This is a genomic window from Streptomyces sp. NRRL F-5135 (assembly GCF_000719775.1).
GTDB lineage: Bacteria > Actinomycetota > Actinomycetes > Streptomycetales > Streptomycetaceae > Streptomyces > Streptomyces hebeiensis.
Genome location: NZ_JOHR01000001.1, coordinates 377,023 through 400,113, shown reverse-complemented (window position 1 = coordinate 400,113; position 23,091 = coordinate 377,023). Strand labels below are relative to the sequence as shown.

Here is a 23,091-nt window from a genome sequence, read left to right as displayed (position 1 = left end):
CGAGGAGGGGGCCGCGCGGGTCATGTGCTGTGCTCCGTGGTGGCGAGGCCCAGTGCCCTCAGGTCGGGCATGGTGCCCTTCTGGGCCTCGCGCACCGCGTCGAGCAGCGAGCCCTGGCCGCCGCTCGCCCGCGCGAAGTTGTCCTGCATGACCTTCTGGGTGGCGCTGCTGCGCGGCCCCCAGATCCAGCCGTCCCGGACCTTGTGCGCCTCCTGCTCGAAGAGCGTGTAGATGTCCTGGCCGCCGTAGTACGACCGGTCGAACGCCTCCCGGCCGATGTCGACGAGCTCCGGCGCGGCCGGGTACTGGCTGCTGGCGCCGCTGGAGAGCCGGGCCCGCAGCGCGTCCGGGTGCGAGACCTGCCATTCGATGAACTCCATGGCCGCCTCCGGGTGCTTGCTGTCCTTGGTGACGGCGAAGGTGGAGCCACCGTGCGTGCCGACGGCGGGCCGGGCGGGGTCCCACTGGGGGAGCGGCGCGATCGACCACTGGCCCTTCTGCCCGGGGCGCGCGTTCATCTGGGCTCCCGCGTCCCAGGCACCGCTGAGCCGGGTGAGGACGAGCCCGTTCGCGATCTGAGCGTCGGCCTGCGTGCTTTCCACGGCGTTCATGTGGACCAGGCGCCGGTCGACCAGCCTCTGCCAGTACGCCGCGACCTTGCGGGTGGGCGCGTCGGCGAGCGAGACGTTCCAGGCGCCGCCCGCGGTGTCGAACCACTGCGCGCCCGCCTGCCAGGAGTACGCGGCGAACTGGGTGAAGCCGTCCGTCGGGAAGAGGGCCAGCCGTCGGCCCGCGCCTTCGCGCCGGACGGTCTCCGCCGTCTCCTCGAACTCCTCCCAGGTGCGTGGCACATCGAGTCCGTACCGCCGGAAGAGGTCCTTGCGGTAGTGCATCACCATCGGCTCGATGTCCAGCGGCACGCTGAACACCCGCTTCTCGAACGTGGTCAGCCCGAGCGCCTGCGGCAGCAGCCTGGCGCGCAGCCGGTCGCTCAGCAGTCCGGTGATGTCCCGGGCGACGCCGTCGATGGCGTAGGCCGGGACCTGCGGGTATTCGATGGTGGCGACGTCCGGCGCGTTGCCCGCGCGGGCGGCGTTGCTGAGCTTGACGTAACCGCCCTGGGTACCCGAGGGGACCTGCTGGTAGTCGACCTGCACCCGGTCATGGGTCTTGTTGAACGCGTCCACCACTTCCTGGCTGCCCCGCAGGGCCGACCAGAAGGTGATGTGGGTGGCTTTTCGGCTGGTTGTGCTGGTCTTGCTGGTGCTGCTCGACCCCCCGCCCCCGCTGCAGGCGCTGAGCGCTCCTGCCAGCGGTAGCGCGGCGATCGTGGCCAGCACGGATCGACGGCTCTGTCGACCAGGCATGGGCGCCTCCCGCGGCTCCGGTTCGAGACACGGGCATCCTGATCGGCTGATCGGAAGCGGTCAATAGATCGCTCAGAAGAAAATTGAAACGGTCAAACGCTCACTTCCCGGCGGGAGTTGTCCCGGCCGGCGGCGGGACCGGCGGCGCGTCGGCGGCAGGGCGTCGCGGCCCTGTCCGGGATATCGGAAGGTACTGGTCAGGCGGTCGGCGGAGAGACGACGGGAGGTGCCCTCCGCGCCGCTTCCGCCTGCTGCGCCGCCTGTGCCGTTCGTGTCGCTCACGTGGCTTGCGCGGCGTCCGCGGCGCGTGGCGGCAGGGCGGCCTCGCCCGCCTCCGGCTCTCCCGCCCCCGTTGCCCCGGCCTCCGCCGCCCCCGCACCCGGGCACACCGCCGGACCCGTCGAACCCCTGACCTTGAACTCCGGCAGCAGCTCGATCCGGCGCACCGGACCCGGCGCGCCGGCCGGCCGGGCGAGCCGGTGCAGCAGCAGTTCCGCCGCCGCCCGGCCGATCTCCGCCTTCGGCGGTGAGACGGCGGTCAGCGGAGGACTGCCGAGTCCCGCGATCACATCGTCGTAGGCCACCACCGAGCAGTCGCGCGGCACCCGCACCCCGTCCTCCACGAGCCGCTGCACCAGCATCAGCGCGTCCACGTCGCCGTGCATCACCGCGCCCGTCGCGCCGCGCTCGCGCAGCAGCGCGGCCAGGTCGAGCGGTGCGCGGTCGTGCGCGGCACGGGAGGACCGGGCCGCCGTCGACGCGCCCCGCGCCGCCGGCCCCGCCGCCTCGGGCCCCGGGCCCGGGACCGCGTCCGGCGAACTCAGCACCACCGACCAGTCGGACACCTCCGGCCGGGCCGCGGCGATCTCCGCGAAGGCCGTGCGGACCCGGCGCGCCGTGGGGCTGTCGTCACGGGCGGCCAGCACGATACGGCGGTGGCCGAGCGCGATCAGATGGTCGACCGCGAGGTGGATGCCGTACCAGTGGTCGGAGGAGACCGAGTCCAGCGCGTGCAGCCCGCTCCCGGCCGGCGGCCGGCGCTCCATCAGCACGGTCGGCACGCCGACCTCGGCCAGCCAGCCGTAGTCCGCCTCCTCGGTGAGCGCGCTGCGCCAGCGCGGCGCGATCAGCAGCCCCCGCGCCCCGGCCGTCAGCGCGGCCTCCACCAGGGGCCGTTCGGCCCCGGCGGTCTGCGGCGCGATGTGCAGGGCGATCCGCGTCCCGGACTCCTCCAGCACGGTCCGGGCGCCGTGCAGCGTCTCGTACAGGTACGAGTGCCGTTCCGGCACCACCACCGCGACCGTGGCGCCCTCCGGCGACCGCTGTCCGGACCCCGCCGCGGACCGGGCCCCCGACCGGTCCGCGGCGGGGTCCGGGACCTCGACGGGCCGCACCGGCCGGGCCACGCCGTGCCCGCGCCGCAGTCTCCCGGCCCGGGCCAGCTCCTCGACGTCCCGCCTGATGGTGACCACCGAGACCTCCAGCTCGGCGGCCAGCGCGCTCACCTTGACCGCGCCGCGCGACTCCACCACCGCGAGGATCCGCTGACGCCTCAGTTCGACCGGCTCCCGCATGCCCAGCCCCCTTGCCCGCCCGGTCGCCGTGCCGGGACCGGACCGCTCCGTCACCGCACCCGCGGTGTGTTGTTTCGTTTGACTGTTTGATTGAGCGTTTCGGTCGGCAGCATAGCGATCGTTCGCCGGACGGCGGCCCTCCCAGGTCTCGCTCCACGAGACCGCGTTGACTCCGAGTGATGTTCCTCGGGATGGTTGGCTGCATGATCCATGTATCTCCACCGCGGCCGGGGGCCGTTCCGTCGAGTGATCCGAGCGACCGGGACGTGCGGTGCGGGGAGTTCTGACCGGGTTCGCGGTCATCGCGGTCGTCATCGGCGTCGGCTATGTGATCGGCCGGCGCAAGTACCTCGGCGACAACGGGCGCGAGGTCCTCACCAAACTCGCCTTCCACGTCGCCTCGCCCGCCCTGCTGTTCACCACTCTGGCGCGGGCCGATCTGTCGGTGATCCTCTCCAGCCGGCTGCTGATCACGGCGATCACCACGGTCCTCGCCGCCGGGGCCTTCGTGGCCGTCGCCGCGATCCGCCGCTGGGGGGTGGGCGCCGGCACCATCGGCGCGCTGTGCTCCAGCTACGTCAACTCGGGCAACCTGGGCATTCCGATCGCCGTGTACGTGCTCGGCGACGCCTCGCTGGTGGCACCGGTCCTGCTGTTCCAGCAGATCGTGGTCACGCCGATCGCGCTGACGGTGCTCGACCTCACCGGCCCGGACGAGCGGAAACGACCGATGTGGCAGATGCTCCTCACACCGCTGCGCAACCCGGTGGCGGTCGGATCCCTGAGCGGGGTCGCCGTGGCGGCGACGGGCTGGACGGTACCGGGGCCGGTCATGGACCCGCTCATCCTCATCGGCAACATGTCCGTGCCCGCCGTACTGCTGGCCTTCGGCATATCCCTGCGCGGCAGCGCCCTGCCGGGCCGGGGCGCCGACCGGTATCCGGTCCTGCTGTCCGCGGGGATCAAGGCGGCGGGCCAGCCCGCGGCGGCGTGGCTGCTGGGCGCCTGGGTCTTCGGCCTGCACGGCGCGGCGCTGCTGGACGTCGTGGTGACCTCCGCCCTGCCCGCCGCGCAGAACCTCTACACCTACGCCTCGCGCTACCGCGTCGCCGAACGGCTGGCCCGGGAGTCGATCCTGCTGTCCACCCTGCTGTCGGTGCCCGCCCTCGTGGTGATCGCGGTGCTGCTCGGCTGAGGGTCCTCGCCCTGTGCCCGTCCGGGCGCGTCCTGGCACCGCGCCTCGCCGGCGGGGCTCAGAGGGGTGCGCCCGGCGGGATCCGGGGCCCGGGGCCGGTCCGTGGCGCGTCGTCTCCCGCGAGGAAGCCGTCGATCGCCCGCGCCGCCGCGCGCTCCGCCTCGCCGCCGCCGCGCAGGTCCTCGGCCAGCCTGCCGAGCCGATCACCGACCCGGGCCCGTACCGTCGCGTGCGGGCCGTCCCCGCGCAGCAGGCCGAACATGGCGCGCAGCACCACCCAGCCCGCCGTCTCCTGCACCGCGGCGCCGGCCGGCAGGTGCGCGGGTACGGGATCGGGCCTGCGCCAGGTGGCGGTCAGCAGCGCCTCCACCACGTCCGCCGGGCCCGGCACGGCGGGGTCGGTGGCGTGCTGCCAGGCCAGCCGGTTGAGCAGGGCCGGCTCCAGCAGCTCCTCGGTGACCAGGGCGGCCGTCGCCTCCACCGCGGCGAACGGGTCGAAGACCCGCCCCGCCCGCGTGTCGAAGTACTCGGTGCTCCGGCCGTACCGGATACCCGGCGGAGTGAGCACGGCCAGGACGTTCTCCGGCAGCGCGAGGTGTTCCGCGCGCAGCAGCCCGGCCAGCCGCGCCAGCGCCCGGGCCTGCGTCCGGGCCGCGACGGGAACGGTCCCCGTGCCCTCCTCGCCCGCGAGGCCGTACCCGTACCGGACACCGCCGACCAGCCGGGCGACGGCCGAGAGCTGGGAGCGGTGGTAGAGCTGGAGCAGTGCCGCGCGCTCCTCCAGCTCCCCGGTCTGCCGGTCCGGCGGGAGCACGGCGCGCGAGAAACCCGCCAGCGCCACCCGCCGTACGGCCAGCGCCTCGTCCAGCGCGGCGAAGGCGTCGGGGCCGGGGGCGGTCCAGACGACCGCGTCGGCGTGGGCCGCGCCGGGGCCGCGCGCGTCCTCGTCGCTCACGTAGATCAGTCCCCGCACGGCGGCCCGGTCGCGCAGCCGGGCCAGGGCGGTCTCCTCGTCCTCGCCGGGGAAACGGCCGTACGCGTGCGCGACCAGGAAGTGGTCCCACGGGCCGAGGCCGTGCGCGTACGCCCGGGAGGAGTCGAGCGTGCCGTCGGGAGCGACCGTCACGCGGGGATGCGGGTAGTCCATCACCGAGGGGTGCGGGTGGTGGCTGCCCGCGAAGTTGTGCATGAAGCCGAGCGCGTGGCCGATCTCGTGCGCCGCGAGCTGGCGCATCCGGCTCAGCACCAGCGCCTCGACGGCGGCCAGGCGCTCGCGCTCGTCCTCCTGTCCGTACGGCGCGTACAGCGCCTCGGCGAGCGCGGTCACCTGCTCGACCCGCTGGGAGCCGAGCCGGACGCGGCCGCAGACGATCTCCCCGGTGCGCGGGTCCGTCAGTCCCTGCCCGTGCGACCAGCCACGGCCGTCCCGGTGCACCCAGCGCACGGAATTGACGCCGAGGTCGTTGTCGTCGAGCCCTTCCGGGGCCACCTCGACCCGGTAGGCGTCGTGGAACCCGGCCCGCTCGAAGGCGTCCGCCCACCAGTTGCCGCCCTCCACGACGGCGGTCCGTATCGGCTCCGGGATCGCGGGGTCGACATGGAAGACGACCGGCCGGCGGACGGGCCCGGCCGGGGCGGCCGGATCGACGGGCTCCAGCCGGAAGCGCGGCTGGAGCCCGACCCGGCGGCCGGACCGCGCGTCGTTGCCGTGGTCGTCGTGGCCGATGCCGTATCCACCGGACGCGGGGTGGTAGCGGCGGGCCGGCAGGGGCGGGTCCGGCAGCGGGACGAGGTGCAGCTGCTGGACCACGGTGAGGGAGTGCGGCGCGGGCGTCACGGTCTCGACCGCGGCGCCCGGCGAGCCCTCGCGCGGGAGCCGGAAGGTGAGCAGGGCGGGCAGCCGGGTCCCGCCGGGGCCGGTCCGCGCCTCGTCGGCGAGCGGGAAGGAGGCGCCGGGGTCGAGCGCGTACGCCCCCTGCCGGTGCTCGCGGAGCTGGTCGGCGACCCCGTGGAAGTCGGTGAGCGCGAGGCCGGACGCGTCGACGACCACGCCGCCGTCCCGTTCCCCGAGCACCGGCGCGCTCCAGACGACGGACCGGGCGAAGGACTCCTCACCGGCCCGTACGGCGGCGGTGTCCCCGCTCGCCAGGTGGTGCTTGTTGCGCAGGACGAGGACGACGCGCCCGGCGATCCGCCGGAACTCCGCGACCTTCACCTTGCCCGCCTTGCCCCGGTCCAGGCCGAGCGTGCTGGAGCCGGCTCCGTGCGAGAGGGAAGCCATCAGCAGGAACGGTTCTCCGAAGCGCCGGACACCGAGGAGGAGCCGTCCGTCGTCGGTGCCGGGGCCGCCCGGGAGGTCGAGGAATCCGGTGGCCGTCGTCCCGGGAGTCGGGTCCACGGGCAGGTCGTTGACGTCGCTCACACGGGGCTCGTTTCTCTCTCGACGGGCGCGGTCCTCGAAACGGAGAAGCAGATGCTACGTCCGGGGTCATGACGGCGAACAGGCGGGGGGCGCGGGCCCGGGGCACGCGCCGGACCCGGGGCGGGGAGCCGGAGCTCCGGGCCCCGGAGCGGCGGCCCGACCGGACCGTCCGACACCGTCGGACCGGGACCGGGACCGGACCGGCCGAGCACAGCGGCCGTTCCGGGGCCGGGACGCGTCAGGTGGACCCGGGGGAGGCCGGGGCCGCTCCGCCCCGGCCCCGCGGCCTCGCCACCGGGGGCCTGGGCCGGCGCGGGGCCCCGCGGCCTGCGGGCCTGTTTCGCGGTCCGGGCGTCCCCCGCCGCGCAGCCCGCCGCTCGAGGCGCCCGCCGTCTCAGGCGTGGGCGTCCGCCGGCTCCGCCGGGATCTCGTACGCCAGGCGGAACCGCTCGCCCGGCACGACCAGGTCCGCCGTCTCCAGCGGTCGCGTCCCCGCGTAGTACGTGCGCTCGATGGCCGCCACGGGCGCGCCCGGTGCCAGGTCGAGGACGTCCGCCTCCGCCCGGGTGGCGGTGCGCGCGGTCACGGTCTCCGTCGAGCGGGTGATCCGGAATCCGATGTACGACATCCGTGCCACGACGCTGCTGCCGGCCATGGGACCCGCGCCGGGCAGCGAGACCGGGGTGCCGCCGGTGATGCCGAGCGGCTCCCAGCTGACACAGAACATCGCGGGCCTGCCGTCCCGGGTGATCAGGTACTCGCTGCGGATCACCGGCTCCGCGGCGGCCAGCCCCAGTCGCCGGGCGATCTCCTCCGGGGCCTCGCCGGTGGTGGAGCGGGGCGTGCCGCGCACCGTACGGCCGTCGTCCACCGGGCCGTCGTCGTCCCCGGGGACGACGCTGCCGGTACCCGCGTCGGTGCCCGCGTCGATGTCCGCTCCGCCGCCCGTGACCGCGAGCCGGCCCTGGAGCCGCTCCTGGGTCCACGAGCGGGCCATCGTCCGCGACGAGGACCGTTCCCGTACGAACACCCCGCGCCCCATCCGGCCCTTGACCAGGCCTTCCGCGGCCAGCGCACGGATCGCGGCGGCGGCGACATTGCCGCCGACGCCGTAGGAGCGGGCCAGTTCGGCGCGCGAGGGGAGCGGATCGCCCGGCGTGAACTCGCCGTCCCCGATCCGGCGACGGAGGTCCTCCGCCACCGTCCGATAGGCCGCGACCGCCATAAATGTCTCACTTTCTGGACAGCGTCTTGCTATGTGAGAAATTTTTCGGTGCCCCGGTCATGGGATAAGGGCCCGAAACGGATCTTCCGAGTGGCTCGCCGGGTCACTTGATGCAACAGGCCCGGCCGATTCTCCGCTTTCCCGCGCAGTCTGCCACGTCCGCGGTCGCGCCTGTTGCATCAGGTGGTGGTCCGCGCCAGCGCCTCACGGCCCCACGGAAAGGCCGTGAGCAGCGTTTATTCCCACTCCGGAGCCTTTGCGCCAAGCCCTTCGCCGCAGTTAGCTTTCACCTCCGGACAGCACGGCACGCCGCCGGGGAACAAGCCGTCTTACCAGGCGGACACCGGATGGACACACGTGGCGGCACGGAGCCGCAGGGGAGGAGGACCGGGCATGGCGGACAGCACTGGGCGGCGCGCCGGATTGAGCGAGCACACGGCCGAGGCGCGCCGGGTCCTGCTCACGCCCGAGGACCCCGGCACGCTCCCGGCCGAGCTCCGGATCGCGGCCGCCGCGCGCGCCGCCGAGCGGACCGGCCAGCCCCGCCTCGCCGCACGGTACCGGGCCCTGATACCCGGGGCCGTCGCGCCCGAGGCCGTCTCGGGGCCGCACCTGACGGCCGCGGTGCTCCACTTCACCGACAGCGTCACGGTCGCGCCCGCCGATGTGCGTCCCGACGCTCTGCGCGATCTGACCGCGCGCGGTCTGGACGTTCCCGCCGTCGTCGCCCTCGCGCAGATCTGCGCGTTCGTCTCCTACGAGGCCCGGGTCGTCTCCGGGCTCTCCCTGCTGGCGGGCGGCCCCGCGGTCGAGCCCACCGCCATCCCCGGCCCCGCGCCCACCGCCCCGAAGGCGCCGGACGGCGACCGGTTCACCCTGGCGCGGCTGACCTGGCGGCCCCGCGTCCCGGCGGTCGCCGCCGACGCGCTGACGCCCGGTCAGCAGGCCGTCGTCGACGCGCACGCCACGCTGTCCACGACGTCCCCGTACTACCGGACGCTGCTGCACGACCCGGCCGCACTCGACCACCGCACCCACGTCTACAACGCGATCATGTACGGGCGCGGCGGCCTGCCCCGCGCCGAGCGCGAACTGGCGACGCTGCTCGTCTCCCGTGCGAACGGTTGCGTCTACTGCGCCTCCGTGCACGGCCGGAAATACGGTCAGCTCTCCCGCGACGAGGCCGCCGCCCGGCGGGTCCTGCGGGCGGGCGGCGACGCGCTCGCCCCGGACGCCCGCGGCCTGGCCATCGCCCGGTTCACGGCGGCCCAGACTCACACCCCGCCCCGGGGCGGCGCTGCGGACGTGGCCGCCCTGCGCGCGGCCGGACTGTCCGACGCCGAGCTCACCGACCTGGTGCACGCCGTCGCCCTCTTCGGCTGGGCCAACCGCCTGATGCTGGTCCTCGGCGACGCGCACCCCGCCGAAGCCGCGCGGGCCGACGCGGCGGCGCGTCCCGCCGTCGTGCCGGCCGCCACGGGCACGGCCTCGTCCGCCGGTGCGGCGGAACCCGCCGCCCCGTCGGCTCCCGGGACCCCGCGCGACGGCGCACGGGAGTCCTGTAGCAGGACGTCGGACCGGTCCCGCCCGGCCGACGGGCGGTAACCCTCCCGTCCCGCCGGGGCCCGCGGTCCGACGTCGCCCCGCGCCCTTCCCTCCCCGCCCTTCCCCGTCATCCCGCCCGACCGGAGACCGCGATGCCTTCCCTCCGTCCTGCCCTCACCTCCGCCGCCGTACTGTCGGCCACCGCGCTGCTGGCGACCGCCTGCTCCTCCACCGCCACCTCGCCGTCCGGCTCATCCGGCGGCGGAGGGAAGCAGACCGTCACCTTCATGGGCTTCTACGGCACCTTCCAGGACACCTTCACCAAGACGGTGATCGAGCCGTTCGAGAAGGCCAACCCCGACATCGAGGTCACGTACGTACCGATCCAGAACTCCTCCGAGGTGCTGGCCAAGCTGCGCGCGAGCAAGAGCCGACCGGTCGCCGACGTCGCCCTGATGGACAGCTCCGTGGCGCCCACGGCCAACAAGGAGAAGCTGTTCGCCCAACTCGACGCGGAGAAGGTGCCCAACCTCGACCGCCTCGTCGACACCGCCAGGAGCAAGACCGGCCACGGGCCCGCGCTCACCTTCGACAGCCTGTCGATCCTCTACAACTCCGAGAAGGTCAAGAAGGCGCCCACCAGCTGGAACGACCTCTGGGACGCGCGGTACAAGGGCAAGCTCGCGATGCCCATCGCGGACACGCGCGGCGTCGCGCTCATCGTCGCCCTGGAGAAGATCCTGGGTGCCGACTACAAGCAGGACATCGACCCGGCGATCGACAAGCTCAAGCAGCTCTCGCCCGCCGTCCAGACCTGGCAGCCCTCGCCCGACGTCTACACCGCGATCCAGTCCGGTGACGCCGACATCGCCGTCGGATGGAACGCCCGGGGGCAGTACTACAAGAACACCTCCGACGGTGTCGTGCAGCCGGTCCTCCCCAAGGAGGGCACGGTCACCCAGGTCAACACCATCAACCTGGTCAACAACTCGCGGCACACGGCCGCCGCGGAGAAGTTCATCGACTACGCCATCGGCGCGAAGGCGCAGAAGGCGTTCGACGACGAGGCGTACTACGCGCCCGTCAACAAGGACGTCACGCTCAGCGCGGACGCGAAGGAGCGCACCACGGCCTCCGCCGAGCAGCAGAAGAACCAGATCCCGGTGGACTGGAACTGGCTGACCACCCGCTACACCGCCTGGGTCGACCGCATCAAGCAGGAGGTCATCGGTGGCTGACGCCCCGGCCCGCACCCCGTCGGCGCCCGCCGCGCCGGCGGGGGACACCCCGTCCCCCGAGGGCTCCGCCGCGCACCTGGTGCTGGACGGACTGGTCAAGACCTACCCGGGCAAGGACGGCGCCGCGGTGCGCGGGGTCGACCTCGCCGTGGAGCGCGGCCGGATGCTCGCCGTCCTCGGCCCCTCCGGCTGCGGCAAGTCCACCACGCTGCGCATGATCGCCGGCCTGGTGGAGCCCACGGCGGGCCGCGTCCGGGTCGGCGGCCGCGACATCACCGACGCACCCGTGCACCGCCGTGACATGGGCGTGGTCTTCCAGTCGTACGCGCTCTTCCCGCACCTGGACGTGGCGCGCAACGTGGCCTTCGGGCTCGAGATGCGCAAGACCCCCAAGGCGGACCTCAAGCGCAAGGTGGCCGAGGCGCTGGAGCTCGTCCGGCTCGGCCACCTCGCCGGCCGCCGGATCGCCCAGCTCTCCGGCGGCCAGCAGCAGCGTGTCGCGCTGGCCCGCGCGCTGGTCGTGGAGCCCGCCGTGCTCCTGCTCGACGAACCACTGTCCAACCTGGACGCACAGCTGCGCGCCGCGATGCGCGACGAGATCTGCCGGATCCAGCGCGAGACCGGTGTGACCACCGTGTTCGTCACGCACGACCAGCAGGAGGCGCTGTCCATGGCCGACCGCGTCGCCGTGATGAACCACGGCCGGATCGAGCAGACCGGCTCGCCCGAGGACATCTACGAGCGGCCCGCCCGCTCCTTCGTCGCCCGCTTCGTGGGCCGGGCCAACCTGCTCCCCGGCACGGCCGAGGGCCAGGACGGCGACCACACCCTGGTCGCGCTGGACGGCCTCGGCCGGGTCCCGGCGGCCGGTGAGCCGGTGGCGCGCGGCGGCACGGCCACGGTCATGCTGCGCCCGCACCGGATCGCGCTGTCCCCCGCGGCCGGCGGCACGGGAGCGGTGCGCGGCACGGTGCTCTCCGCGGGGTACGCGGGCGAGACCGTGGCGTACCGGGTGCGCGTCGGTGACGACGGTCCGCTCCTGGACGTCGAGCGGCCCACCGGCACCCAGGAGCCCTTCGGCCCGGGCGCCGAGGTGGAGCTGACCTGGGACCACGCGGCGCCCCGGCTGGTGTCGGACGAGGACGGCGACTCGGAGGGAAGCCGCTGATGACGGCAGACTCCCCGGACCCGGCCCACGCGCGGACCCCACCGGACCCTCCCGCGTCCGCCGGCACGCCGGAATCCCCCGGGCCCGCGGCGACACCCGGAAGCGGTGGCGCCCCGCACCCCTCCGCGGCCGGGCCCGCCCCGGCCGCCACCCGGCGCCGCTCGCCCGGCCGCGTCGCGTTCGCGCTGCTCCTGCCCGGGCTGCTCGCCCTGCTGCTGACCTACGCGCTGCCCCTGGTCTGGGTCCTGCGCATGTCGCTCAACGAGGCCGAGGACGGCGGTGTCATCCGGCAGACACTCTCCGTCGCCACCTTCACCCACGTCCTCGGCAGTTCCCACTACTGGAACGTCATCGGACAGACCCTCGAGCTCGGGGTCCTCGTCACCCTCTGCACGCTCGTCGTCTCCTACCCCGTGGCCCTGTTCCTGGCCCGTACGACCAGCCGGTGGCGCAGCCTGCTCGTCGCGCTCGCCGTCGCGCCGCTGCTGATCTCCTCCGTCGCCCGCACCTTCGGCTGGATGGCGATCCTCGGCACCCAGGGCGTGGTCAACAAGACCCTGGACGGCCTGGGGCTGACAGACACCCCGCTGCACCTCGCCAACAACCTCACCGGTGTCGTCATCGCCTCGACGGAGATCTACATGCCGTTCGCCATCCTCGCGATGATCAGCGGGTTCGGCCGGCTCGACCCGGCGCTGGAACACGCCGCCGCCGCCCTGGGCGCACCCCGGCGCACGGTGTTCCGGCGGATCGTGCTGCCGCTCACCCTGCCGGGTGTCCTCACCGCCGCGCTGCTGGTGTTCGTACTCAGCCTCAGCGGCTACGTCACCCCCCGGCTCATCGGCGGCGGACGGGTCTTCGTGCTCGCCACCGAGATCTACGACGAGGCCATCACCGCACTCAACTGGCCGGTGGCCGCCGTCCTCTCCGTCCTGCTGCTCGCCGTCTTCGGCGTGGTCATCTCGCTCTACCTGTGGGCCCAGAAAGCCCTCGAAGCGCGTTTCACCGGACCGGGGGAGGCACGGTCATGAACGTCAGCCGCCTGTCCCGGGCCGCCCGGTCCGTCGTCCTGACGGTCCTGTACCTGTTCCTTCTCGCGCCGATCATCATCGTGCTCGTGGAGTCCTTCGACAACGCGACGTACCTGCGCTTCCCGCCCGAGGGATTCACCCTCGACGCCTACCGGCAGGTCTTCGCGAACGAGGCCTTCCGCGAGGGCTTCCAGGTCAGCGGCGTCACCGCCGCGGCGACCGCGCTGCTGGCGGTCCTCACGGGCGTACCGGCCGCGCTCGCGCTGACCCGGCTGCGCTTCCGCGGCCGGAGCGCCGTCGAGGCGGCCTTCCTCTCGCCGCTGCTCGTGCCGCACATCGTGCTCGGCCTGGCGCTGCTGCTGATCCTCGCCCCGATCCCGCTCACCGACACCTACTGGGGGCTGATCCTGGCCCACCTGGGCGTGACCGTGCCGTACGTCGTACGGACCGTCTCCGCGTCCCTGGTGTCCGCCGACCCGCGCGCCGAGGAGGCGGCACGCACCCTCGGCGCGGGCGGCTTCACCACCTTCTGGCGGATCACCCTGCCGGCCATCAGACCCGGACTCTTCTCGGGCGGCGTCATCGCCTTCCTGCTGTCCTTCGACGAGACCGTCATCTCCCTGTTCGTCTCCGGCCAGAACACCGTGCCGCTGCCGGTGGCGGTCCTGCAGTACGTCGAGTACCGCAGCGACCCGTCCGTGGCCTCCCTCTCCGTCCTGCTCGTGCTCCTGTCCGTCGTGGTCGTCGTCCTCGTCGAACGCGGCCTCGGCCTGCGCCGCACCCTGCGGTCCGGCTGAGCGACCCCGCCCGCGCCCCGGCCGGTCCCGGGCCGCTCGGCCGCTCGGCCGGATCGAGGCGCTGTCCGGCCGCCCCCGCTTTCCCGCCCCACCCGTTCCAAGGAGATCCACCGTGTCCGTCACCTCGGCACAGCCCCTCGACGCCGCCCGGCTGCACCGCGACAACATCGTCTTCAACGCGCTCGACTGCACCCCGCTGGCCTGGTCGGACGAGACGTACCTGGGCAAGCTCGCCGCCTCCGGGGTCACGGCGATCAACCACGCGGTGTCCATCTCGCAGGACTTCGACGCCGCCGCGGCGGGCATCGTCGGCTGGCAGCGCCGGCTGCGGGAGACCGGCGGCCGGATCTTCCAGGCGTACGGTCTGGACGACGTCGACCGCGCCAAGGCCGAGGGCCGGGTCGCCTGGTTCGCCGGGTTCGAGGACAGCAAGCCGGTGGGCGAGGACCTGTGGCGGCTGGAGGCCCTGCACCGGATGGGCCTGCGCTTCATGGGGCTCACGTACCAGAACCGCAACTACGCCGGTGACGGCAGTGGCGAGGTCGCCAACGGCGGACTCAGCCGCTTCGGCCGCGCCCTGATCAAGGAGAGCAACCGGCTCGGGGTCGCCCTCGACCTGTCGCACACCGGCGAGCGCTCCACCCTGGAGACGATCGAGGTCTCCGAGAAGCCCGTGCTCGTCACCCACGCCGGCCTGACCCACTTCGTGGACAGTCCGCGCAACAAGAGCGATGTCGTCGTCCGCGAACTCGCCGCGCGAGGCGGGGTGTTCGGGCTCGCCGCCAAGTCCGGCTTCCTCAGCCCCGAGGGCCTGACCCGGCGCCCGGGCGCCGAGGTGTTCGCCGACAACATCGACCACCTGGTCGAGCTCGTCGGCATCGACCACGTCATCGTGGGCACGGACGTCGGCGACGAGCGCAAGTACACCCGCGAGGGCATGGCCCGGGTCCGCCGCCTCTACCCCGAGATCCCCATGGCGGGCGAGGACCTGGACCTGGAGCGGATGCACCCGGTCGGCATGGGCACCCCCGCGGACCTCCCGCGCATCACCGAACTGCTGGTCGGCCGCGGTTACACCGCCGACGACATCGCCAAGGTCCTCAGCGGCAACCTCCGGCGCGTCCTGGCGGAGATCTGGGACACCGAGCGTTGAGGCCGGGACCGGTGAGCGTCGCGGTCGTCGGGGCGGGGCCGCGCGGCAGCGCCGTACTGGAACGCCTCACGGCGAACCTCGGCCCCGGCGGCCCCTGGGCCGCCCTCCCCGCCGACCTGCACGTGGTGGACGAGCACCCGCCCGGCGCCGGCCGGGTCTGGTCCCCGGGGCAGCCGGAACACCTGCTGATGAACACGCTCGCCGGGCACGCCACCGCCTTCCCCGACGACACCGTGACCATGGCCGGTCCCGCGACCACCGGGCCCACTTTCCTCCAGTGGGTCCGCGCGCACGAGCCCGGTGTTCCCGGCGCCCCGGCGTTGGAGGAATGGCAGCACGCGAGCCGTGCGCTGATGGGCCGTTACCTGACGTGGGCCCATCAGGAGGTCGTACGCTCCGCGCCGCCGTCCGTCCGCGTCGTCCACCACGCGACACGGGCCGTCGCCCTGGAGGAGGTGCCCGGGCGGCGACTGCGGCTGCGTCTGGCGGACGGCCGCTCACTGGTCGTCGACGCGGTCGTGCTCGCCACCGGACACACCGACCGGGAACCCGGGCCCGAGCAACGCGACCTCACCGCGGCGGCGGAGCGCCACGGGCTCGTCCACGTCCCGCCCGGCCACCCGCACGAAGCCGCGCTCGACCTGCTGCCGCCCGGGGAACCCGTACTCGTCCGCGGCCTGGCGCTCAACTTCTTCGACCAGCTGGCGCTGCTCACCGCCGGGCGCGGCGGTCGCTTCGAACCGCTGGGACCCGCGGGAGCCTCCGGCGCCCTGCGCTACCTGCCCTCGGGCCGCGAGCCCAGGATCCTCGCCGGATCGGGCCGGGGCGTGCCGTACCTGGCCAAGCCCGAGGAGCCGGGACGGCTGCCGGCCGGCCACACTCCGCGCTTCTTCGACGCCACGGCGACCGCGAAACTGATGGCCCGTGAGCCGGGCTCGGTCGGCTTCCTGACCGACGTCTGGCCACTGATCGCCAAGGAGGCGGGCGCCGCCTGGTACCGGCTCCTGCTCCAGCTGCGTCCCGAGGTCTGCCGGCTGCCGGCCGGTGACTTCCTGGACCGGTACGCGGCCGTGGACCACGGCTCCGAGGCATGGGCGGAGCTGCTGGCCGAGGCGTTCGAGGACCCCGCCGACCGCTTCGACCTCATCGACCTGGACCGGCCGCTGGCAGGCCGGACGTTCCCCGGCCGCGAGGCCTTCGGCGACTGGCTGCGCGAGCGGCTGCGCGCGGACCTGCGCGAGGCCCGCGCGCCCGGGACCAGCCCGCTCAAGGCCGCCGCGGCGGCGGTCGCCGCGGTGAAGGGGCAGGTGCGGCGGGTCGTCGCCGCGGGCGTGCTGACCGGCGGCTCCGTCCCCGAACTGGCCTGGTTCCGGGCCTTCGGCGCCCATGTCTCCAGTGGGCCGCCCGCGAGCCGCGTCGCCGAGCTGATCGCCCTGTACGACGCGGGCGTGGTCGAGTTCACCGGCGCGCGCCCCGCCCTCACCGTCGACGCCCGGTCCCGCCGGTTCTCCGTCACCTCCCCGACGGTGGACGGCCCCCCGGCCACGGCCCGCGCCCTGCTGGACGCCTGGCTGCCGGGTGCCGACCTGGCCCGCACCGCCGATCCGCTGCTGCGCGGCCTGCTCGCCTCGGGCCTGGCCCGTCCGCACCTGGCGGGCACGGGGGACGGGAGGCGGGCGTCGGGCGCGCTGGACGTGGACCCGGCGGAGCTGACCGTGCGGGACGCCACGGGCCGGCCGCATCCGCACCTCTTCGCGGTCGGCATCCCGATCGAGGGCGTGCAGTGGAACACGGCGATCGGAGCGCGGGCCCGTGCGAACGCCGAGCTGTTCCGCCAGGCGGACACGGTCGCCCGCGGGGCCCTGACGGCGGCGGCCCCGGGCGCGCGGGTGGACGCCTGACCACGGGCGGGGGCCGGCCGGCCTGACCGTCCGGCCCGGGCCCACGACGCTCACGGCCTCGGGGGCACGACGCCCACGGCCTCGGGGCGCGGCGCGCTTCGCGCCCCGCGCCACGACGCGCGCCGTGCCCCACGCCCGGACACCGGCTCAGTCCAGCAGGCTGCCCAGACGTCCTTCCAGCAGGACCAGCAACTCGCCCAGGGACTCCGCGAGCCGCTCCTCGTTCCGGGCGCCGAGCCCCTCCAGCAGCGCCGCCTCGTAACCCAACTGCTCAGGCAGCAGCCGGTCGAGCAGCGCCACTCCCTCGTCGGTCAGGGACAGATGGGACACCCGCCGGTCGCGGCCGTCCGGCCGCCGCGCGATCAGCCCCCGGCTCTCCAACTGCCGCAGCCGCTTGGTCACGGCCGCCCCGGACGCGAACGTCTCGCGGGCGATCCGACCCGGCGTCAGCTCCCGGTCCGTCCTGCGCAGCGTGCCCAGGATGTCGAACTCGGGGCGGGTCAGTCCCGCGCGGCGCAGCGGGGCGTCTGCGGCCTGCTGGAGCAGGGCGGAACAGCGGTTGAGCCGCCCGATCAGCGCCATGGGCGCCGTGTCCAGCTCGGGCAGCACCCGCTGCCACTGCCGGATCACCCCGGCGACGATGTCCTCGGCCACGCCTGCCCTCCTTCGTCGGTCCGGCCGATTCTGCCCGCCGCGGTCATCGGCGGGCACACGGGGGCCGGTGCGGCCGTGGAGTGCCGGACGAGGAGAGCCAGGGCGTGGTGCCCGGAACGCTCGGCCTCGGTCACCCGCTCCGTCGGCAGGGCGCGTTGCCACCACTCGCCCGAGGCCACATCCAAGGCCTCCCGCAGCTCGGTCAGGGCCGACGCCAGCCGGGCCCGGGCCGCGCCCGTACCGTCCGGCTCCTCGTCGAGCGCGCGTCGCGCGGCGTGTTCCGCCGCCGCCACCCGTGCCAGCGCGTCCTCGATCCGGTCCGCGGCTCGCCGGTTGGTGACCACCACACAGCACGCCAGACCCGCCGCCGCGCCCACGAGCGTGTCGATCAGCCGGTCGGAGATCAGGGTACGGGCCGGGAGCGCGCCGCCGAACTCCGTCAGCAGCAGCGCCATGGGGGTGACGCACACCGATCCCAGCCAGTAGTTGCGGGTGATGAGCGCCTCCGCCCCGATCTGGAGGGCCAGCGCGAGCAGCACCATGGCCAGGTGGCCGGTGCGGATCAGCGGCAGCAGCGCGAAGAACAGGCCCAGGCCGAGGACGTTGCCGAGGGTGCGCTGGACGGCCCGCTGCCAGGAGAGCGTGGTGTTGGCCTGGTAGACGGAGGCGGCGGTGACCACGGCCCAGTAGGGGTGCCCGACCCCGGCGGCCAGGGACACCCAGCCCGCCAGCGCGCAGCCGGCCGCGACACGGGCACCGGCCGGCAGCAGTGGTGAGCCGGGACGCAGCCGGGCCAGGACGGCCCGCGGCCCCCGCTGTCCGCCCGGCGCGGGGCGGCGCGACCGCCGGAGGAGGGCGGTGCGACGGTCCGGGGCGCTGTCCGCCCCGGCGCCGGGCGCCGGTGTGTTCCGCTCGGCGGCGATCCCGGCGAGTTCGCGGTCCTCGGCGGCCGTGAGGCCGACGACCGGCAGCGGCCCGCCGCCCCGGAGCGCACGGGCCAGTTCCGCGCACCGGTCCGCTTCCCCGGCGGGCCCAGGGGTACGGTACGTCCCCGGTACCGCGAACGGGCCCGGCCCCGGCGCGGTGAGCGACGACTCCGCGTGCACGAGGAGCCGTTCGAGCCCGGTGCGGACCGGGCCGGGCGGTGTCCGGGAGCCGGCGCCGTCCGCCCGAGGGGCGGGCCCGGCGGCGTCCGGCGCGTGCCCGGGGTCCGGCACCAGGCGCAGTGTGTGCCAGGCGGCGCTCACCGCCGCGGCCACCGCCCGGCGCGCCGCGGGCACACCCGCTTCGTCGTCCCCGGCCCCCGGGGGCCGCGGCGCCCGCGCCCGCCACAGCGCGGCCGCCGCCTCCAACGCCCGGGCGACCGCCGTGCGTTCGGGGTCGTGCGGCCGGACCAGACCGGGCGCCATGCAGATCAGCCACGCGACCGCCCCGCCGCCGAGGGCGAGCGCGACATGGAACGGCACGTCCGCCGTGCGCTGCGGCACGAAGAACGCCGAGGACGCGATGAAGGTGAGGATCAGATTCCCCGGCGGGCCGATCCGGGTCGCGTCGCACGCCATCTTGTGGATGGCCGCCAGCAGCGCGGCGAGCGGGACGAGCAGGGCGGGCGAGCCGATGAGCGAACCCGCCGTGAGCGCGGCGCCGAGGCTCACGGTCATTCCCAGGACCACCCCCGCCAGCGTCCGGGCGCGGGCCGCGTAGGGCAGGCCGTGCGCGTACAGGGCGCACATCGCGCCGGCCGAGGTGTACAGGATCAGGTCCAGCCGCCCGAGGGCCAGCAGGGTCAGGTCGGGCACGGCCAGTGCCGCCGCCGCGCTCAGGGCGGTCTTGCGCCAGATGTCGACGGGCCGCCGTAGCCGAACGGTGCTCCGGACGGGGAGCGGCCGCGTCCGTACCGGCCGGGCGGCCCCCGCCGACGCGCCGGCCGCCTCCGTGCGCGCTCGAACGGCGCTTCCGCTGTGCTTGCCCATACATGAACGTTAGCATGTGTTTTACAAGTAAAAGACATAGCGGAATCCTCCCTCGGCTCGGCTACACAAAAACGGGTAAAGCGCGCAAACTGGTCTTGGCGTGGCTCGATGCCGCGCAGCACGGCTCAGACTTGCGGAGATGTAAGGAGGCGAGTCGCATGGCCGACGTCTCACACTCGAGGGGGGACCTGTCCGGTCATCCCGATGTCCAGGAGATGCGGGTGCGCTACGCCCGTGTGCTCGGAGGACGCGACGTGGCACTCGTGGACGGGCCGGTGTTCCTCGTCGGCCTGTACTGTGCGGTGTCGCCCTGGATCCTCCACTTCACCCTCAATCAGCCGGCCCTCGCGGTGCACAACCTGATCATGGGCGTCGCGATCGTCGTCATGGCCCTCGGCTTCACCGCCAATCCCTCCCGGATGTACGGGCTGAGCTGGGCCATGTGCGCTATGGGCATCTGGCTGATCATCGCTCCGTGGATCGTCGGCACCAGCCCCGACGCGGGAGTGATCGTCAACAACGCCGTCATCGGCGGACTGACCTGTCTGCTCGGTCTGGTGTGTGCGGCGGCGGCGATGAGAAGCGGCCGGAAGGACCGCAGGGAGGGGATGGCCGGGCGGATGTGACCGGGCGGAGGCGGGCCCACGGCGTCGCGGGCCCGCCTCCCCTGGAGCCGGGTCCGGCCGCTCAGAACGGCCGGTCGCCCGCGATGGCCACGCGCTCCGCCACCCGGCGGTGCGGCGCGTAGTCGTTCACCGCGTAGTGCTGGGTCGCTCGGTTGTCCCAGAACGCGATGTCCCCCGCCTGCCAGCGGAACCGCACCTGGAACTCGGGCACGTGCGCCTGCTGGAACAGCAGCCGCAGCAGCCGGTCGCTCTCCTCGCGTCCGATTCCCACGATCCGGGTGGTGAACGAGGTGTTCACGAACAGCATCCGCCGGCCCGTCTCCGGGTGACGCCGCACCACCGGGTGTTCGACCGGCGGGAACCGCTCCTGGAACTCGGCCAGCCGGGCCGCGTCCATGAACCGGGCGAAGCCCGGGAGGAAGTCGTGGACCGCGCGGGCGCCGTCGATACGGTCCTTCACCTCGGGCGCCAGATTGTCGTACGCGGCGGCCATGTCGGCCCACATGGTGTCGCCACCGACCGGCGGCACCTCGCGCAGTTGCAGAACGGCACCCAGCGCCGGCCGCTCCCGGAACGTGACGTCGGTGTGCCAGACATTTTCGAACGTCGGTACCACCGTACGGTCGAATCGGACCACATCCGGTGAGTCGCCGCTGGTCAGCAGTGGATTCGTCTCCAGTTCGCCCCAGTTGCCGGCGAAGGCGCGCTGGGCGTCGGAGGACAGGTGCTGCCCCCGGAAGAAGAGCACCTTCCACTCCAGCAGGGCGCGGTTCAGTTCCTCGCGCACGGCGGGGTCGAGCGGCCCGGACAGATCCAGGCCACGGATCTCCGCACCGATGAGCCGCCCCTGCGGGACCACCTCGAATCGCTCGTACGGCCGTTCCTCCCAGCCCTCGGGCACCCGGCGCAGCTCCCGGGGGCCCTCGTACAGGCCGTCGGCGGGGATGCGGTGCTCTCGCAGGACGGGCGCCTGAGCGGCGACGGTGGTGGGTTCGGCGGCGATGGTCACGAGGATCTCCTCAGGGTACGAACCGGCGGGGAGCGGTGGTTCGCCCGGCGACCTGGAGGGGAACCACCCTGGGGGCCGCCTGCGGGAAGCGCGGGAGGGGCCGAGCGCCGGGATGCGGAACCGGTCGGGAGGACTCCTCGCCACGTCAGCGGCGGCGCTGGTCAGCGACAGGAAGGTGCCGGGGGAGAACCCACCCGGCCGCGGCGGCGCAGAGCGCTCACGCCACGAGGCACGCACGCGCCGCGGGCGCCGCTGTGGCGCGGCTCCTCTGTGCGGCGGTTCGAGTACGGACCCATGGCGCGCACCGTACCCGAAAAGCGCCGGTGCGCGCGCCCCCTGCCCGGATGGCGAGACCGCCCGGGCGCGGTGACGACGCCGAAGACCGGTTTCCCGGTCCCCTCGTCACGGCCGGCCCGCCCCGCGTGGACGGGGCGCACCGGCCGCCCGGTCAGGCCTGCTGCAGACCGGGTCGTCCCGCCTCCGTCACGTACGAGGTGCGCGTCGAGACGGGCGCGCCCGGGGTCGTGACGTACGGCAGCACCCGGAAGTCGGCGCGGCAGGTCTGCGGGGTGAGGGAGCAGCGCACGTAACCGCGCTGGTAGTTGGTGAACTTGATGTGGTCGTTGGCGGCGAGCAGGCTCGCCCCGGACGGGTCGAGGTCCATGCCGTCCATCTTGGTGGAGATCGAGGTGCCGACGAACTCGACGCCGATGGTCGCCGAGTCGGGGTCGTCGAAGTCCCGCTTGAGGTTGGCGGCGAGGTGGCGGTGCATGTCGCCGGTCAGGACCACCGGGTTGCTGACGTCCCGGTCGACGATCTCCTTGAACAGCCGTTCGCGGGAGGCCGTGTAGCCGTCCCAGAAGTCCATGACGAACGACTGTCCCGGGCCGGTGTCGGTGTCGACCTGGGTCACGGGGATCTGCTGGGGGATCAGGTTCCAGGTGGCGTCCGAGCGCCCGAGGCCCTTGTAGAGCCACCGCTCCTGCTCCGCGCCGAGGATCGTGCGCTGCGGCTCCAGCCGTTCCTCGCAGCCGGCCTTCGTACCGTCGCCGCAGGGCTGGTCGTCGCGGAAGAGCCGGGTGTCGAGGATGTGGAAGCTGGCCATCCGGCCGTAGCGCAGCCGGCGGTACATCCGGGCGTTGAAGCCCCTCGGCTTGTTCGGCAGCCGCAGCGGCAGGTGCTCGTAGTACGCCTGGAACCCGGCCGCGGCGCGCTCCCGGAAGACGAGGGGGTCCTGGTCGGGCTCGTTGTCGAGCTTGGAGTGGTCCCGCGCCCAGTTGTCCTCCACCTCGTGGTCGTCCCAGACGACGGCGAACGGGTGGGCCTGGTGGGCGGCGATGAGGTCCTGGTCGAAGCGGTGGAGGGCGTGCCGGTTGCGGTACTGCGTGAGGTTCATCGGCTCGGGACGCAGCTCCGCCGCCACGGGTACCTTGCGCACGCCGCCCATCGCGTCGATCGGGTTCTCGTAGATGTAGTCGCCCAGATGCAGGACGAGGTCGACGTCCTCCTGCGCGAGATGGCGGTACGCGGTGTAGAAGCCCTCGAACCACGCCTGGCACGAGACGAAGCCGAAGTTGAGGGACGAGGGCTTGCTGTGCGCCGCGGGTGCCGTGCGGGTGCGGCCGACGGGGCTGATCACGCCGCCGGCGCGGAAGCGGTAGTAGTACTGCCGTCCGGGGTGGAGTCCGGAGACCTCGACGTGGACCGAGTGGGCGAGTTCGGCCACCGCCCGGGTGGTGCCCCGGCGCACGACGCGCCGGAAGCGCTCGTCGGTGGCGACTTCCCAGCCGACGGGGACCGGTGCGGTCGGCATGCCGCCGGTGCCGTCGGGGGAGAGGGGGTGCGGTGCGAGGCGCGTCCAGAGGACGACGCCGTCCGGCCAGGGGTCGCCGGACGCCACGCCCAGCGTGAAGGGGTCGTCGGTGAAGCGCTGCACGGCTCCGGCTCTGGAGGCCGTCAGTCCGCCGGCGGCGAGGGCCAGGGCGACCGTTCCCGAGGCGCCGAGCACCGCGCGTCTTCCCAGCCGTCTGCCGCCGTCATTACCACTGTTCATGCTCATGAATGCAGGTCCGTTCGTCGTGCGGGACCCCTCCGGGCCCGGAGGAGGCCACCGCGTGATTTAACGTCCGTTCATGTGGTAATCACACGGTGGAATATCACGAAGAGTCAGGTGCCACAAGAGCCCCTGCCACCGGGTGACAAAGCCTTGTCGG

Annotated in this window: 17 protein-coding genes and 1 pseudogene; 10 read left to right on the top strand and 8 right to left on the bottom strand. The window is 74.0% G+C overall.

What is annotated here, in order from left to right; genetic code table 11:
• Positions 1-20 precede the first annotated feature (20 nt).
• Both IG02_RS0101800 and IG02_RS0101795 read right to left on the bottom strand, forming a co-directional pair.
• Complete coding sequence (locus tag IG02_RS0101800) at positions 21-1,367, bottom strand: ABC transporter substrate-binding protein (RefSeq protein ID WP_030740783.1); 1,347 nt, start codon at positions 1,365-1,367, stop codon at positions 21-23.
• A 278-nt stretch (positions 1,368-1,645) separates the two neighbouring features.
• On the bottom strand, positions 1,646-2,941 hold the full coding sequence (locus IG02_RS0101795; RefSeq protein ID WP_078854167.1) for a substrate-binding domain-containing protein: 1,296 nt from the start codon (positions 2,939-2,941) through the stop codon (positions 1,646-1,648).
• Between the two features lie 271 nt (positions 2,942-3,212).
• Between IG02_RS0101795 and IG02_RS0101790 the strand changes: the two genes are divergently transcribed.
• Positions 3,213-4,136, top strand: coding sequence for an AEC family transporter (locus IG02_RS0101790; protein WP_030740769.1), 924 nt, complete (start codon positions 3,213-3,215; stop codon positions 4,134-4,136).
• A 58-nt stretch (positions 4,137-4,194) separates the two neighbouring features.
• On the opposite strand, the gene IG02_RS0101785 is transcribed toward IG02_RS0101790, so the two are convergent.
• Positions 4,195-6,558 carry a zinc-dependent metalloprotease gene (locus IG02_RS0101785; protein WP_234314567.1) on the bottom strand — a complete coding sequence of 788 codons (2,364 nt, stop codon included), beginning with the start codon at positions 6,556-6,558 and terminating at the stop codon, positions 4,195-4,197.
• A 394-nt stretch (positions 6,559-6,952) separates the two neighbouring features.
• On the bottom strand, positions 6,953-7,783 hold the full coding sequence (locus tag IG02_RS0101780; protein WP_030740763.1) for a GntR family transcriptional regulator: 831 nt from the start codon (positions 7,781-7,783) through the stop codon (positions 6,953-6,955).
• A gap of 393 nt (positions 7,784-8,176) precedes the next feature.
• Between IG02_RS0101780 and IG02_RS37585 the strand changes: the two genes are divergently transcribed.
• From IG02_RS37585 to IG02_RS43375, 8 genes and pseudogenes are all read left to right on the top strand, one after another.
• Positions 8,177-9,388 (top strand): peroxidase-related enzyme, encoded by a 1,212-nt coding sequence (locus tag IG02_RS37585; protein ID WP_051764300.1) that lies wholly within the window; start codon positions 8,177-8,179, stop codon positions 9,386-9,388.
• Positions 9,389-9,480: 92 nt separating this feature from the next.
• The gene (locus IG02_RS0101770; RefSeq protein ID WP_030740754.1) at positions 9,481-10,566 is read left to right on the top strand and encodes an ABC transporter substrate-binding protein; all 1,086 of its coding nucleotides are present in this window, start codon (positions 9,481-9,483) and stop codon (positions 10,564-10,566) included.
• A pseudogene (locus tag IG02_RS43780) lies at positions 10,559-11,110 on the top strand (ABC transporter ATP-binding protein); the annotation flags it as partial. The gene IG02_RS0101770 and the pseudogene IG02_RS43780, both read left to right, overlap by 8 nt.
• A gap of 42 nt (positions 11,111-11,152) precedes the next feature.
• Complete coding sequence (locus IG02_RS43775) at positions 11,153-11,734, top strand: ABC transporter ATP-binding protein (RefSeq protein WP_420707712.1); 582 nt, start codon at positions 11,153-11,155, stop codon at positions 11,732-11,734.
• A complete protein-coding gene (locus IG02_RS0101760; RefSeq protein WP_078854097.1) occupies positions 11,734-12,765 on the top strand; it encodes an ABC transporter permease in 1,032 nt (343 codons plus the stop codon). The genes IG02_RS43775 and IG02_RS0101760 overlap by 1 nt, the downstream gene beginning before the upstream one ends.
• Positions 12,762-13,562: an ABC transporter permease gene (locus IG02_RS0101755; protein WP_051764296.1), complete on the top strand. Its 801-nt coding sequence runs from the start codon at positions 12,762-12,764 to the stop codon at positions 13,560-13,562. The genes IG02_RS0101760 and IG02_RS0101755 overlap by 4 nt, the downstream gene beginning before the upstream one ends.
• 112 nt (positions 13,563-13,674) lie before the next feature.
• Positions 13,675-14,715 (top strand): dipeptidase, encoded by a 1,041-nt coding sequence (locus IG02_RS0101750; RefSeq protein ID WP_030740741.1) that lies wholly within the window; start codon positions 13,675-13,677, stop codon positions 14,713-14,715.
• Between the two features lie 11 nt (positions 14,716-14,726).
• Entirely contained in the window at positions 14,727-16,616 is a 1,890-nt protein-coding gene (locus tag IG02_RS43375) for an FAD/NAD(P)-binding protein (protein WP_051764294.1), read from the top strand.
• Positions 16,617-16,763: 147 nt separating this feature from the next.
• Here IG02_RS43375 and IG02_RS0101740 read toward each other — a convergent pair whose 3' ends face one another.
• Together IG02_RS0101740 and IG02_RS0101735 are read right to left on the bottom strand one after the other, a co-directional pair.
• Positions 16,764-17,270, bottom strand: coding sequence for a MarR family winged helix-turn-helix transcriptional regulator (locus IG02_RS0101740; RefSeq protein ID WP_030740735.1), 507 nt, complete (start codon positions 17,268-17,270; stop codon positions 16,764-16,766).
• Positions 17,243-19,243: an FUSC family protein gene (locus IG02_RS0101735; RefSeq protein ID WP_063756707.1), complete on the bottom strand. Its 2,001-nt coding sequence runs from the start codon at positions 19,241-19,243 to the stop codon at positions 17,243-17,245. Before IG02_RS0101735 ends, IG02_RS0101740 begins: the two co-directional genes overlap by 28 nt.
• 158 nt (positions 19,244-19,401) lie before the next feature.
• On the opposite strand from IG02_RS0101735, the gene IG02_RS0101730 reads away from it, so the two are divergent.
• Positions 19,402-19,869 (top strand): SPW repeat protein, encoded by a 468-nt coding sequence (locus IG02_RS0101730; RefSeq protein ID WP_030740729.1) that lies wholly within the window; start codon positions 19,402-19,404, stop codon positions 19,867-19,869.
• 61 nt (positions 19,870-19,930) lie between these two features.
• Here the strand turns inward: IG02_RS0101730 and IG02_RS0101725 are convergent, their stop codons facing one another.
• Both IG02_RS0101725 and IG02_RS0101720 read right to left on the bottom strand, forming a co-directional pair.
• Positions 19,931-20,878, bottom strand: coding sequence for a TauD/TfdA dioxygenase family protein (locus IG02_RS0101725; RefSeq protein WP_030740727.1), 948 nt, complete (start codon positions 20,876-20,878; stop codon positions 19,931-19,933).
• A 448-nt stretch (positions 20,879-21,326) separates the two neighbouring features.
• Positions 21,327-22,931, bottom strand: a complete 1,605-nt coding sequence (locus tag IG02_RS0101720) for an alkaline phosphatase D family protein (RefSeq protein WP_030740723.1) — start codon at positions 22,929-22,931, stop codon at positions 21,327-21,329.
• Between the last annotated feature and the right edge of the window lie 160 nt (positions 22,932-23,091).